General features: G+C 61.9%; 10 protein-coding genes and 1 pseudogene. 9 read left to right on the top strand and 2 right to left on the bottom strand.

Annotation, left to right across the window (positions count from 1 at the left end):
• Positions 1-26: 26 nt before the first annotated feature.
• Positions 27-1,229, top strand: a complete 1,203-nt coding sequence (locus ACJ2A4_RS09870) for a protein adenylyltransferase SelO (RefSeq protein ID WP_408874151.1) — start codon at positions 27-29, stop codon at positions 1,227-1,229.
• Positions 1,230-1,243: 14 nt separating this feature from the next.
• Here the strand turns inward: ACJ2A4_RS09870 and ACJ2A4_RS09865 are convergent, their stop codons facing one another.
• Positions 1,244-1,450, bottom strand: coding sequence for a hypothetical protein (locus ACJ2A4_RS09865; protein WP_408872692.1), 207 nt, complete (start codon positions 1,448-1,450; stop codon positions 1,244-1,246).
• Positions 1,451-1,702: 252 nt separating this feature from the next.
• On the opposite strand from ACJ2A4_RS09865, the gene ACJ2A4_RS09860 reads away from it, so the two are divergent.
• From ACJ2A4_RS09860 to mdoH, 7 genes and pseudogenes are all read left to right on the top strand, one after another.
• Complete coding sequence (locus ACJ2A4_RS09860; RefSeq protein WP_408872691.1) at positions 1,703-2,983, top strand: adenosylmethionine--8-amino-7-oxononanoate transaminase; 1,281 nt, start codon at positions 1,703-1,705, stop codon at positions 2,981-2,983.
• Complete coding sequence (locus ACJ2A4_RS09855) at positions 2,980-4,158, top strand: aminotransferase class I/II-fold pyridoxal phosphate-dependent enzyme (RefSeq protein WP_408872690.1); 1,179 nt, start codon at positions 2,980-2,982, stop codon at positions 4,156-4,158. Before ACJ2A4_RS09860 ends, ACJ2A4_RS09855 begins: the two co-directional genes overlap by 4 nt.
• Complete coding sequence (locus ACJ2A4_RS09850) at positions 4,155-4,781, top strand: biotin synthase (protein ID WP_408872689.1); 627 nt, start codon at positions 4,155-4,157, stop codon at positions 4,779-4,781. The genes ACJ2A4_RS09855 and ACJ2A4_RS09850 overlap by 4 nt, the downstream gene beginning before the upstream one ends.
• Positions 4,768-5,580 (top strand): methyltransferase domain-containing protein, encoded by an 813-nt coding sequence (locus ACJ2A4_RS09845; protein ID WP_408872688.1) that lies wholly within the window; start codon positions 4,768-4,770, stop codon positions 5,578-5,580. Before ACJ2A4_RS09850 ends, ACJ2A4_RS09845 begins: the two co-directional genes overlap by 14 nt.
• Positions 5,577-6,227, top strand: coding sequence for a dethiobiotin synthase (gene bioD, locus ACJ2A4_RS09840; protein WP_408872687.1), 651 nt, complete (start codon positions 5,577-5,579; stop codon positions 6,225-6,227). The genes ACJ2A4_RS09845 and bioD overlap by 4 nt, the downstream gene beginning before the upstream one ends.
• Before the next feature lie 161 nt (positions 6,228-6,388).
• Positions 6,389-7,945, top strand: coding sequence for a glucan biosynthesis protein (locus ACJ2A4_RS09835; RefSeq protein ID WP_408872686.1), 1,557 nt, complete (start codon positions 6,389-6,391; stop codon positions 7,943-7,945).
• A pseudogene (mdoH, locus tag ACJ2A4_RS09830) lies at positions 7,921-10,106 on the top strand (glucans biosynthesis glucosyltransferase MdoH). The gene ACJ2A4_RS09835 and the pseudogene mdoH overlap by 25 nt, the downstream one beginning before the upstream one ends.
• Before the next feature lie 89 nt (positions 10,107-10,195).
• Here the strand turns inward: mdoH and ACJ2A4_RS09825 are convergent.
• Entirely contained in the window at positions 10,196-10,708 is a 513-nt protein-coding gene (locus tag ACJ2A4_RS09825; protein ID WP_408872685.1) for a DUF2501 domain-containing protein, read from the bottom strand.
• A 265-nt stretch (positions 10,709-10,973) separates the two neighbouring features.
• Here ACJ2A4_RS09825 and ACJ2A4_RS09820 point away from each other — a divergent pair, with 265 nt between their 5' ends.
• Positions 10,974-13,085, top strand: coding sequence for a S9 family peptidase (locus ACJ2A4_RS09820; protein WP_408872684.1), 2,112 nt, complete (start codon positions 10,974-10,976; stop codon positions 13,083-13,085).
• The last annotated feature ends 58 nt before the right edge of the window (positions 13,086-13,143 follow it).

Genomic DNA, 13,143 nt, shown 5'->3' with positions numbered 1-13,143 from the left:
TCCTCGTTCAGGCCAGATGATAGCTTATCGTCCTGTCCGAAAAATGGGGACCACCTCTGGATCGGGCGGGACGGCTTCGGGACATTCATCTCAAAGGTTCCGGACCGACGCCTTTTTCACGACGCGGAGACGGACGGGCGGCTCTGGGGCCCGTTCTGCGGGAATACGTGGTCAGCGAGGCCATGCATGCACTCGGCATCCCCACGACACGCGCCCTTGCCGCCCTGACGACGGGTGAAAACGTTGTCCGCGAGACGATGCAGCCCGGCGGCGTCATTGTGCGGGTCGCATCCAGCCATGTGCGCGTCGGGACGTTCCAGTATTTCGCGGCACAGGAGGACATCGAAGGCGTCCGTATCCTTGCGGACCATGTCATCGGGCGCCTGTATCCAGAGCTGAAAGACGCCGAAAATCCCTATCTGGCGCTATTGGAAGCTGTCACAGTCCGGCAGGCCGATCTGGTGGCGCGCTGGATGCTGGTCGGGTTCATTCATGGCGTCATGAATACGGACAACATGTCCATCGCGGGCGAGACCATCGATTTCGGTCCCTGTGCGTTTCTGGACGCCTATGACCCGGCAAAGGTCTTCAGCTTCATCGACCAGAACGGGCGCTATGCCTACGGGAACCAGCCGGACATGGCGCTGTGGAACCTTGGACGGCTGGCAGAAACGCTTCTGCCCCTGCTGGACAATGACCGCGAGCAGGCCATTGAAAAGGCCAAGAGCGCATTGATGCGCTTCGATGCCGTGTTCAACGACACATATCTCGGTGGCTGGCGCCGGAAGCTGGGTCTGGCGCTGGAGGAAGACGGAGATGCCCGGCTGGCAGGACGCCTACTAACAGCCATGCATCGCGGCGAAGCGGATTTTACGCTGACATTCCGGCAGCTTGGTGAAGTCGTCCGGACCGGACAGACCGAGACTCTGGTGGCGCTGTTCAATCCCGGTTCCGGAATCGAAGACTGGATCGGGGACTGGCAGGAGCGGCTGGGTCGGGAAGAGCGATCGGTCGAAGCCTGTCATGCCGACATGCAGGCGACCAATCCCCGCATCATTCCGCGCAATCACAGGATTGAAGAGATGATCCAGGCAGCCGTGGCGGGCGATTATGCTCCGTTCCACCGTCTGGTCGCGGCGCTGTCACATTCATTTGAGGACGCGACAGACGGCCTCGACGCACCGCCTGCCCCGCATGAGACGGTCAGGAATACATTCTGCGGCACCTGATGTGCCGCAGGACATCAGGCAGCCTTCGGGGCCAACAGGCGGCTGCGGTTGAACAGGCTTTTGACCTGGGCATAAAGCATGCTGAAATCCGGCATGCAGGCATTGTGCAGGGCACGCACGCTTTCATGTGTGGCATAGAAACGCAGGGTATTCAGGCTTGCACTCACGATGGCCGTCCCCAGAAAAACGCCATCAACATGAATGACCTTGGAACTCAGCATTGGTCTTCAACCTCGTCATGACTCCCGCGCCGGGAGCACAGAATGTTTTCACGTTCCGCACAGTCCCCTCTTCAGGATTCCGGTGGCTTGGAACGCTCCACTAACGGGGGTGATGCCACATCGTTGCCTGACAAAACGTGACCTTTTTATGATACGGCATGCCACCTGCGGAACGATCTCCGCCCTGTGCTATGGCCCCATAGAAACGCAGGGGATGGACTCACCCCCCACCCATGCGGGAAAACGCAAGCCATGTCTCGCACCGCTCCGTCCACTTCTCACCTGACCGCCGCTGACCAGCCGAATCTGTGGCTGCCTTACACCCAGATGCAGACCGCGCCTTTCCCCGTGGAAGCCGTCAGCACTTCGGGAAGCCGGATCACACTTGCGGACGGCCGCGAGCTTGTGGATGGCGTGGCGGCGTGGTGGACGGCGTGTCACGGCTACAGCCACCCACATATCCATGAGGCGCTGGTCCGGCAGGCGGAGCGGATGCCGCATGTGATGTTCGGCGGCATGGTGCATGAACCGGCAATCCGTCTGGCCGCGCGACTGGCGGCGATGCTGCCGGACGATCTGGAGCGGGTGTTTTTTACCGATTCCGGATCGGTCGCGATGGAAGTCGCGATCAAAATGGCGGTGCAGTACCACATCAACCGGGGCACAGAAGGCCGGACGAAGATCCTGTCTTTCCGCGGGGGCTATCACGGGGACACGCTGGGCATGATGTCCATCTGTGACCCCGAGGAAGGGATGCATAGCCTGTTCGCCGGCGTTCTGCCCGAACAGGTTCTCGCTGATTTGCCCGTGGAGGCGGACAGTCTGACGCGGCTTGAGGCCCTGCTGATGGAACGCGGCGACAGCATCGCGGCCATGGTCACGGAGCCTCTGGTTCAGGGTGCAGGCGGCATGCTGTTCCATGACCCAAAAGTTCTGCAGCGTCTGCGCGAGCTGTGCGACCGGCATGGCATCCTGCTGATCCTCGACGAAATCTTCACCGGCTTCGGACGCACGGGGACGATGTTCGCCTGTGAGCAGGCCGAAATCGTGCCCGATATCGTGGCGCTCTCGAAGGCTCTGACTGGCGGAACCATGGCGCTGGCGGCCACGGTGGCCCGGCGGCATGTCTTCGAGGCGTTCCTGTCCGACAACGCCGGGCACGCCCTGATGCACGGTCCGACTTTCATGGCCAATCCGCTGGCCTGCGCAGTCGCCAATGCGTCGCTGGACCTGTTCGAGACCGAGCCACGACTGGAGCAGGTCACGGCGATTTCAGCCCAGCTTGCGCGGGAGCTGGAGCCCTGCCGCACGCTGCCCGGCGTCAAGGATGTGCGCGTCCTTGGTGCAATCGGCGTGGTGGAGCTTGAGACGCTGGACGACCCCGATGCGCTCCGCCGGGCCTTCGTGGAACGTGGCGTCTGGATCCGGCCCTTCCGGAAGATCGTCTATCTGACGCCTGCCTTTACCATCACCCCCGAAGAGCTCACCTGCCTGACAACCGCCATCGTGGACGTGCTGCGGGAGCGCGAATGAGCCTGTTCGATAACCATTTTACAGCCACTCTGACTGAACGCGAGGCTGTCGGAACGCGCCGGAACCTGCGCCCTGTGCTTCGGCAGGACGGGATGATCGTCCGCGACGGACGACGGATGCTGGATGTCTCGTCCAACGACTATCTGGGTCTGGCGGATCATCCCCTGCTGCGGGAACGGGCAGCGGACTGGGCGCTGCGCTTTGGCACGGGTGCACGGGCCTCGCGGCTGGTCAGCGGAACGCTGGATCTGCACCGGCGGGTTGAGACAAAAATGGCCGTGTTCAAGGGCTGTGAGGACGCGATCCTGTTCGCCTCGGGCTGGCAGGCCAATGCGTCCGTCATGCCTGCGCTCTGTGCGCTGTCCATAGCCCGGACGGGCGCGCCGATGCTGGTGTTTTCGGACCGGCTGAACCATGCCAGCCTGCATCATGGCTGTGCGGCGGCCGGTGTGCGGCAGATCCGGTTCCGGCATAATGAACTGTCCCATCTGGAAACTTTGCTGGCCCGCGAGGCCGAAAAACCCGGCCTGCGGATGATCGTGACGGAAAGCGTGTTCTCCATGGACGGAGACCACGCCGATATCCCGGCCCTGCGCGCGCTGGCGGATCGCGCGGGCGCGTTCCTTTATGTGGACGAGGCCCATGCGACCGGCGTTCTGGGACCGAAGGGTCGCGGACTGTCCTGTGGGATGGCCGATCTGACGATGGGAACATGCAGCAAGGCGCTGGGCGGGATGGGCGCGTATGTCGCGGGCTCAAAACCGCTTTGCGACTATCTGGTGAACCATGCGTCGGGCTTCATTTACAGCACGGCCCTGCCCCCTGCAGTTCTGGGGGCGATCGATGCGGCGCTGGATGTCGTGCCGGATCTGGATGAAGAACGCGCCCTGCTGCTCGGGCAGGCGGAACGCCTTCGGACCATGCTGCATGGGGCTGGACTGTCCACGGCAGACTCTACGACACAGATCGTTCCTGTCCTGATCGGAGAGTCCGAACGCGCCATGGCCGTGGCGACCGGGCTTGAAGAAGCCGGTTTCCTGACCGTGGCGATCCGGCCGCCGACCGTTCCAGCCGGAACCGCGCGGCTACGACTGGCGCTGCATGCCGGGCTGAGCGATGCGGAAATCGATCGTCTGGGACAGGCTGTCATCGCTCTGACAAGAGATGCCGCATGACACGGGCGCTTTATCTTGTGCACGGCTGGGGGTTTGACGCGTCCTTCTGGGCGCCAATGCTGGCGCATCTGCCGGATGTGAAAGTGCAGGTCGTGGATTGCGGTTATTTCGGCCCGGAACAGCGCCCGGCCCTGCCGCAAACGCCCTATCTAGCTGTTGGACATTCGGCCGGATCACTGGCGCTGCTGGGGCAGGACCTGCCGGGATGTGAGGGGCTGGTCTTTTTCAACGGCTTTCCGCGTTTCACAGCCACGCCGGACTTTCCAGACGGGACACCAGAACGGGTTTTGACGCGGATGCGCGCACGCCTGAAACGTGATCCGGCCACCGTTCTGCATGATTTCCGTGCTCTCTGTGGAACGGATGTACCTCTTCCCAGCACGCCGGATGTGGATGCACTGGATCGGGGGCTGGAAGCGCTTCAGACTCTAGATCATCGCCCACAGGCTGCCGACTGGAAGGACCGGCTGCACTGGATGACGGGCATGGACGATCCGTTCGGCGCAGCGAAGGCAGGTTTTGCGACACCCGGCGAACAAGTTGAGGGCGGCCATCTGCTGCCCCTCACCCATTCCGGACTTTGCGCGGATTTCGTGCGGCGGTGGCTCGATGACCCGCGCTGACACTCCTGAAGATATCCTGCGTCGCAGCAGCATTGCCGCGCGGTTTGATGCGGCTGAGGACTATGACGCAGCCGCCCATATCCAGCGCCGCTGCGCCACGGCACTGATGGATCGCATCCGGGCCGCAACGGAGGTCCAAGTCCCCACCTCCATTCTGGAATTTGGCTGCGGCACCGGTTTTCTAACGGCCCAGTTGGCGGATCATTTTCCGCAGGCCAGCCTGCTCGCGACCGATCTGGCGCCCGGTATGATCGCCCGGGCACGTCAGCGGCTTTCGGATGAGACCATCCGCTTTCACGTCATGGACGCCGAACATCCGGATATCTCCGGACCGTTCGATCTGATTGCATCCAGCCTGTGCCTGCAATGGTTCTCGAACCGGAGCGACGGCTTGCGACGGCTTTGTGACCTGCTGGCGCCACAGGGGCGACTGATGGTCACGACGCTGCTGCAGGGCAGTCTGGACGAATGGAAACAGGCCTGTCTCGCAGAAGGCGCGCCATGTGGCGTGCCGGATTATCCATCCGCGTCAACGGTGCAAACCGAATGGCCCGAGGGCGGTGCAGGAACATGGGAGGTGCTAACGCTGCACGATCCCGTCGGCAGTGCGCGGGACTTCCTGCGGGGCCTGCGGCAAATCGGAGCGTCGGTTCCGCGCGCTGGCAGCACGCCCGCCAGCACCGCGGCCCTGCGCCGGGCCATGCGGCATTTTGACCGCACGCATTCCAGCGTGACCTATCAGATCGGCATCGGGACATTCGTAAAATCCGGCGTGAAAACGGAAAGGACAGAGCCATGAATTTTCAACGCGGGGTTTTCGTCACGGGAACGGATACCGGGATCGGCAAGACGCTGGTCAGCGCCATTCTGTGCCGCGCCTGGAACGCCACTTACTGGAAACCGCTTCAGACCGGTCTTGCGGATGAGGAAGGCGATACGCCTACCGTCCGAGACCTTGCCGGGTTGTCTCCTGCGCGGATCATCCCTCCCGCCTATGCGTTTCAGGCCCCGCTTGCCCCGCTCGCGGCGGGCGATCTGGAAAACGTGACGGTCAATCCGGGGCGGCTCGTTCTGCCACAGGTTCAGGGACCGCTTGTCGTGGAAGGCGCGGGTGGACTGATGGTGCCGGTGCGTGAGGACATGATGCTCGTGGACCTGATCGAAAGCCTTGGCCTGCCGGTCGTGCTGGTCACGCGCAGCGGACTGGGGACGATCAACCACACGCTCCTGAGCCTTGAAGCCCTGCGGCGACGGGATATTCCGGTACTGGGTGTCGTGCCGGTCGGGCCACCTAATCCGGGGAACGAACGCGATATTGCGCGCTTTGGCAAAACCCGCATCCTGTTCAGGGTTCCGCAGCTTGACGCAATAACGGAAACATCCGTATCCGAATTAGCCTGTAACGTTCCGTTACTTGATGTCTTGCAGCAACAGATTTCACAATAATGTGTCATTAAGAGCGCATGCCATAAAAAGGCCGCGCCAGCCCTTGTGAAATGGCATCCTCATCATAGAAGGGCACTTCGCAACGAAAAGCTTCCGGCGTATCGCTGGAAGATCGCATTTCGTTTCGAAAACGCCTGAGAAACTGGGATATTGGGAAAAGCATGAGTATCCTGCGCCGTGATCTGGTCAAGCTTGGGGCCGGACTGACCCTTCTGGGAACAGCCAGCCGTATGGCCCATGCCCAGTCCACTGCCGCCACCACACCTTCTGGCGCGGCCGCGCCCCAGTCGACGCCCTTTGATGACGGCACGGTCCGGATTCTGGCGCAGCGCCTGTCGAAAAAGCCCTATTCTCCACCATCGCCCACACTGCCCAATGCCATCGCGAACATGGATTTCGACCAGTTCCGCAGCATTGCCTTCAATCCCGACAAGGCCCTGTGGCACGGTCAGAACCTGGCGTTCGATGTGGAATTTTTCCCGCGCGGCTTCCTGTACAAGCCGCGGATCGGCATGAACGAGGTCGTGGCCGGGCAGTCCACGCCCATTCCTTACGATCCCGATGTCTTCACCTATTCCAACCCCGTCCTGCGCGTCACGGACGATCTTGGCTTCTCGGGCCTGCGTCTGCGCTATGCGATCAACACGCCCGGCGTCATGGAAGAATGTGCCGTCTTCCTTGGTGCGTCCTATTTCCGCGCCGTGGCCAAGGGGCAGAATTACGGTCTGTCAGCCCGCGCTTTCGCAGACGGCACGGGCAATCCCAAGGGCGAGGAATTCGCACTGTTCCGCGAGTTCTGGCTGGAGAAGCCGGAGCCCGGCGTAGAGTCCATCGTCATTCACGCGCTGCTCGACAGCCCGTCCCTGACTGGTGCCTTCCGCTTCACCATCCGTCCGGGGGATACGACCGTCTTTGACGTCCAGTCCTCGCTTTTCCCGCGCACGGATATCACGGAATCCGGCATCGCGCCCCTGACGGCGATGTTCTATTTCGACGCCAACGAACACAACCACGTCGATGACTGGCGTCCGGCGGCACATGACAGCGAAGCGCTCCAGATCTGGACGGGTGCCGGGCAGCAGCTTTATCGTCCGCTCATCAACCCGACCGATCTCCAGTTCTCGGCCTTCGAGGACAGTAGTCCGCACGGCTTCGGCCTGATGCAGCGCAAGCGCTCCTTCCACGACTATGAGGATCTGGCGCTCAACTACCAGAAGCGCCCTTCGCTGTGGATCGAGCCGATCGGCAACTGGGGTGATGGTGCCGTCGATCTCGTGGAAATCCCGACGCCGAATGAAGTGAACGACAACATCGTGTCCTTCTGGCGTCCCCGGCAGCCCATGAAGGGCGGTCAGGAATACAGCTACATCTACCGGATGTACTGGGGCTGGGACACGCCCTGGCCGACGCAGCTCGCCCGCGTGGCGGCAACGCGGACCGGTGGCGTGACCGATCATCCGGAAGCACGGTTCTTCGCGATCGACTTTACCGGCGCGCCCTTCCAGAACGTGCCTCAGGGTGCGAATTTCCATCTGATTTCGCAGGCTTCGCCCGGCACGATCCGCAATGTGGTGGTCGAGCCGAACCCGGAAATCCAGGGCTGGCGCACGACCTTCGAATTCGTGCCCGGTGATGCGAAGATGTGTGAACTACAGGCCCAGCTCGCCGGCGATCAGGGTCCGATCTCAGAGAAATGGATGTACCGTTGGACGCCGTGACCGAGTTTCCCCCATCCGCTGATCCGGCCGCCGCTCCGTTCCTGCCGCCCGAGGCACCGCTTGCGATGAAGGTGCAGAACCTTCGCCAGCAGCCGGACCGTCATGGCAGACCCTTCCGCACCCTGCCCACCACACCGTCTTTCCTGTGGATGCGCCGTTTGTTCGTGTTCGGTGGCGCGCTGCTGCTGACGGGATACGGCATCTACAGGATCAATCAGGTCTTCAACTCGCTGGGTGTCTCGGCACTCGGCGTCATCATCCTGATCCTGTTCGCAATCCTCGCCTTCTGGATCGCCCTGTCCTTCACGTCCTGTCTCGGCGGGTTCGTCTCGCTGATCCGACGCGGCGGGCTCGAGCTTGGCATCCATCGCACCGGACCGCTTCCAGAGCTGAAAAACCGTACCGCCGTCCTGATGCCGACCTATAACGAGGATCCGACGCGGGTTCTCGCCGGTCTGCGCGCCATTCATGACAGCATTCTGGCAACGGGTCAGATCGACGCCTTCGATTTCTTCATCCTGTCCGATACGACCAATCCGGACGTCTGGGTGCAGGAAGAGCGGGCATTTCTGGAGTTCCGGAAGGCCACGAATGGCGAAAAGCGGGTCTTCTATCGTCGCCGTCACAAGAACGTCGACCGCAAGGCTGGCAATCTGGGCGACTGGGTGACGCGGTTCGGTTCGGCCTATCAGCAGATGCTGACGCTTGATGCCGACAGTGTCATGGATGGCAGCCTGATCGTGCGCATCACGGCGGCCATGGAGCAGCATGACGGCGTGGGCCTGATCCAGACCCTGCCGGTCATCGTGGGTGGCCGAACGCTCTTTGCCCGGATGCAGCAGTTCGCAGGCCGCGTCTATGGACCGCTGATCGCGCATGGCATTGCCTGGTGGCATGGTTCGGAAGGCAATTACTGGGGCCATAACGCCATCATCCGCACGCAGGCTTTTGCCGAACAGGCCGGTCTGCCACACCTGAAAGGCCGTGCACCGTTCGGCGGGCACATCCTGAGCCATGACTTCGTGGAAGCCGCGCTCATGCGCCGTGGCGGCTGGGCCATTCACATGGTGCCGGGTCTGTTCGGGTCTTATGAGGAAAGCCCCCCTTCCCTGACTGATGTCGCCATCCGTGACCGACGCTGGTGTCAGGGCAATTTGCAGCACAGCAAGATCCTCGGCACGAAAGGCATGCACTGGGTCAGCCGCGTCCACATGCTGACGGGTATCGGCTCTTATGTCATGTCGCCGCTCTGGCTGCTGTTCCTGCTGTTCGGCATTCTGATCTCGCTGCAGTCGCATTTCTACCATCCCGAATATTTCGGCTCGAAGCCGACGCTTTACCCGCACTGGCCGCGTGTCGATCCGGTTCAGGCAAAGCTCGTCTTCATCGGAACAATGGGCATCCTGCTGGCACCGAAGGCGCTGGCGTTCATTGCCATGCTGTTCGACCGCGCTGCCCTGCGTGGCTCGGGTGGCGTATTCCGGCTCGCGGTTTCGATCGTTCTGGAAACACTGATCGGGGGCTTGATTGCGCCGATCGCCATGCTGATCCAGACGTCCGGCGTGATTTCGATCCTGCTGGGCGTGATTCCGGCTGGAACGCCCAGAACCGCGAGGACGGGCGCGTTTCGCTGAAGGAAGTCGCGCATGGCTACTGGATCTACACGGTGTTCGGACTGCTTCTCGCCATCGCGGCCTGGTCGGTGTCGCAGGCGCTGTTCCTGTGGATGACGCCCGTGCTCCTCGGACTGATTCTGGCCATTCCGCTGGCAGCGCTCACGGCAAGCCGGGACGTCGGACTGAAACTGCGCCGGGCCGGTCTTCTGCTGATCGAAGAAGAGACCGCACCGCCGCCAATCCTCCAGCTTGCCATGGCCAATGATGCGGCCCGCGAGCGTGCGGCCCATGATCCGAATGCACCGCCCGAAGAGGCTTTCGCCGCTCTGCGTCAGGATCACACCCTGCTTGAAGCACATGAAGGCGCCCTGCCCCCGCCCCGTAAACCGGGCAGTCCGATTGATGCCAATCTGCTGGTCGGGCTGGTGAAGCTGCGGGAGGCATCGTCGCTTCAGGTGGCGCTTGAACGGCTGACCCGTCAGGAAAAGGCCGCTGTCCTCGGCAATCCCGAAGGCATCCAGCTCATGGAACGCCTGAAAGGCTGAGTCTTTCCCCCGCTCTGCGCACAAAAAAGCCCCGGCCAGAAGCCGGGGCTTTTTTCATGAGGACTTTCCCCTCACGACGTCATCAGACCTTAGTGGCCAACGACAGCCGAGTCACCAAGAGACTGGGCCTTCTTGATGAGGTCATTACACGTCATGACGCGCTTGTCCTTGGGGAGCGTACCGATGTCGAAGACGTTTCCGCCCTGCATCTGCAGCATGCCCTTGCCACCCAGCGAATAGAACTGATCATTCTGGACATCCGGGCGCTTGGCCAGCGTACGGGCGGCCACGATCGGGGACGTACCAAGCACCAGCTTGTGATGCGTGCAGTAATAGGTCAGTCCGGCGACGTTACCAGCCTGCGCGTTCTGGATGGACGGAAGACCATCGACGCCCAGTGTTCCCGGCGATGCAGCGCTCAGAACATTCTTGCCACCGGCAACGGCCTGAAGATTGGCAGACGGCAGCGTGGCCTGGGTTCCGGCCGGAATCGTTGGGACGGGGCTGCTCTGCGGGATCGGCGGCATACCCTGCGCAAATGCGGCACCGGAAATGGACAGACCAGCAGCGGCAAGAACAGCGAAATATTTGTTCGAAATCATGGTACTCTTCTTTCTTTCTACAGGACGATCTGCTCCTGTCATGAGAGAAGAAACAGAACTCACCTGGTCTGGAACATCGCCTGGGATGCTCCGTTGCATTTGTAACACATGAGGCTCCGGGCGGTTTCTTGTAACGCCCCCTTTTTTCTCATGGCCGTCATGCGGGAACTTTCTGAAACCTCTGTTTTATCAGGCCGGATATTCACCTGCGTTTGCCCGAACGCATGGATTGAACGGGCACAGTTTCTGCGTCACAGTTCACCCCATGTCACAGATCCCCGATGCGCCCTCCGCCGCTCCCGTTCCGCCCGTTGCCAGACGCGATCCCATCACGATCACGCAGCTTGGCCGGACCCGCACGGATTCCTATGCCTGGATGAAGGATGAGAACTGGCAGCAGGTCCTGCGGGACCCATCCGTCCTGCGCGAAGACATCGCCACGCATCTGAAAGCGGAGAACGCCTATGCGGAAGCCGCGCTGGCTGGCATGGAACCGCTGCGCGAGACTCTGCTTCAGGAAATGATCGGCCGCATCCCGCCGGCAGAATCCTCGGTGCCGGTCCCGGATGGCCCATGGGAATATTATGTCCGCTTCGAGGACGGCGCCCAGCATCCCCTGCGGGTCCGCCGTCCACGCGGCGGTGGCGAAGAGCAGGTGCTGCTCGATGCCGATGCTCTGGCGAAGCAGCATGACTATTACGCACTCTCACAGACCGACCATTCCCCCGATCACCGCTATTTCGTCTATGCGGAGGACATTCAGGGCTCCGAGGTCTATCGCATTCAGGTTGAGGATCTGGAGACGGGTGAACTCTGCGCTCCGCCAGTGCCGAGCACGACTGGCAGCTTCGCCATTTCGCCGGACAGCCAGTGGCTGTTCTGGATTTATCGCGACGACAATGGCCGCCCGTCGAAGATCTATCGCCGTCCGCTGACGGGGGGCGAGGATGTTCTGGTCTTTGACGAGACCGATCCTGGGTTCTTCCTGAGCATCGGCATCAGCGCATCCCGCAAGTGGATCGTCATCGAGCGCGGTGACCATGATACGAACGAGACGCTGCTCATCCCGGCTTCCGACCCGACGGCCCTGCCCTTCGTGGCGGCCCCTCTGGTGCGGGGCGAGCGCTATTCCCTGACACACTGGAACAACCGTTTCATCATCCTGACCAATGCGGGCGGGGCTGTGGACTTCCAGTTCATGCAGACGCCTGACACGGCCACGGGACGCGAGAACTGGACGCCGTTCGTGCCGTATCGCGAGGGGCATTATCTGCTGGGGGCCAGCGCCTCACGCGGGCATCTGGCCTGGGCCGAGCGTCGGGACGGGAACATCCATATTCTCGTTATCCCCAAAGGCACGGAAGGTGATATACGTGCGCAGGCCAAGGCCATCGGCATGGACGAACCTGCCTATGACCTGACGATGTTGGGCACGCTGGAATATGACGCCCCGATCCTGCGCTACATCTACCAGTCACCGACCAATCCGGCGCACTGGTACGATTACGACATGGCGAGCGGCGAGCGCGTTCTGCGCAAGATCCGCGAAGTCCCGTCCGGCCATGATGCGAGCCGCTACGAAACGCGCCGCCTGTTTGCGACATCCCCGGACGGCGCGCAGGTTCCCATCACGGTGCTAATGCGCAAAGGTCAGGCTCTGGACGGCTCGGCACCGCTGCTTCTGTACGGATATGGCTCCTACGGCATCGCCATGGACGCCGATTTCTCCACGACCGTGTTCAGTCTGGTGGACCGGGGCTGGATCCATGCCATCGCCCATGTACGCGGCGGGTCCGAAAAGGGCTGGAACTGGTTTCTGGACGGACGCGGGACGAAGAAGCCCAACACCTTCATTGATTTCATCGCCTGCGCCCGGCATCTCGTGTCGGAAGGCTATGGTTCAGCCGGACGCATCGTCGCGCAGGGTGGCTCCGCTGGCGGACTACTGATGGGGGCTATCACGAACATGGCGCCCGAGCTTTTCGCGGGCATCGCCGCGCAGGTGCCGTTCGTGGACATGCTCAACACCATGTCCGACGTCTCCCTGCCGCTGACACCGCCGGAATGGCCGGAATGGGGCAATCCGCTGGAAGACCCCGCCGCCTACGACCTGATCGCCAGCTATTCGCCCTATGATAACATCGAAGCCAAGGCCTACCCGCCGGTTCTGGCGATGGGTGGCCTGTCCGATCCACGCGTGACCTACTGGGAACCCGCAAAATGGATCGCCAAGCTGCGGGAAGTGACGTCCGGCGGCCCGTTCCTGTGCCGCATCAATATGGAAGCTGGACATGGCGGCTCATCAGGCCGCTTCAAAAGACTGGAAGAAGTCGCTTTGGTGCAGGCCTTCGCCATCTGGGCAATCGACCAGGCCTGAAAAGAACCCGTGAATAAAAGTTTTTGGTGAAGCTTTTTCCAAAAAGCTTCGACGCTCT

It is taken from the genome of Gluconobacter roseus (assembly GCF_046058915.1).
In the GTDB taxonomy this organism is placed as follows: domain Bacteria; phylum Pseudomonadota; class Alphaproteobacteria; order Acetobacterales; family Acetobacteraceae; genus Gluconobacter; species Gluconobacter roseus_A.
This window is presented reverse-complemented; position numbering and strand designations above follow the sequence as displayed.

Excerpts from the sequence above, each read along its gene's own strand:
- ACJ2A4_RS09865 (WP_408872692.1), bottom strand. The coding sequence starts at position 1,450 with ATGCTGAGTTCCAAGGTCATTCATGTTGATGGCGTTTTTCTGGGGACG.
- ACJ2A4_RS09860 (WP_408872691.1), top strand. The coding sequence starts at position 1,703 with ATGTCTCGCACCGCTCCGTCCACTTCTCACCTGACCGCCGCTGACCAG.
- ACJ2A4_RS09855 (WP_408872690.1), top strand. The coding sequence starts at position 2,980 with ATGAGCCTGTTCGATAACCATTTTACAGCCACTCTGACTGAACGCGAG.
- ACJ2A4_RS09850 (WP_408872689.1), top strand. The coding sequence starts at position 4,155 with ATGACACGGGCGCTTTATCTTGTGCACGGCTGGGGGTTTGACGCGTCC.
- ACJ2A4_RS09845 (WP_408872688.1), top strand. The coding sequence starts at position 4,768 with ATGACCCGCGCTGACACTCCTGAAGATATCCTGCGTCGCAGCAGCATT.
- bioD (WP_408872687.1), top strand. The coding sequence starts at position 5,577 with ATGAATTTTCAACGCGGGGTTTTCGTCACGGGAACGGATACCGGGATC.
- ACJ2A4_RS09835 (WP_408872686.1), top strand. The coding sequence starts at position 6,389 with ATGAGTATCCTGCGCCGTGATCTGGTCAAGCTTGGGGCCGGACTGACC.
- ACJ2A4_RS09825 (WP_408872685.1), bottom strand. The coding sequence starts at position 10,708 with ATGATTTCGAACAAATATTTCGCTGTTCTTGCCGCTGCTGGTCTGTCC.
- ACJ2A4_RS09820 (WP_408872684.1), top strand. The coding sequence starts at position 10,974 with ATGTCACAGATCCCCGATGCGCCCTCCGCCGCTCCCGTTCCGCCCGTT.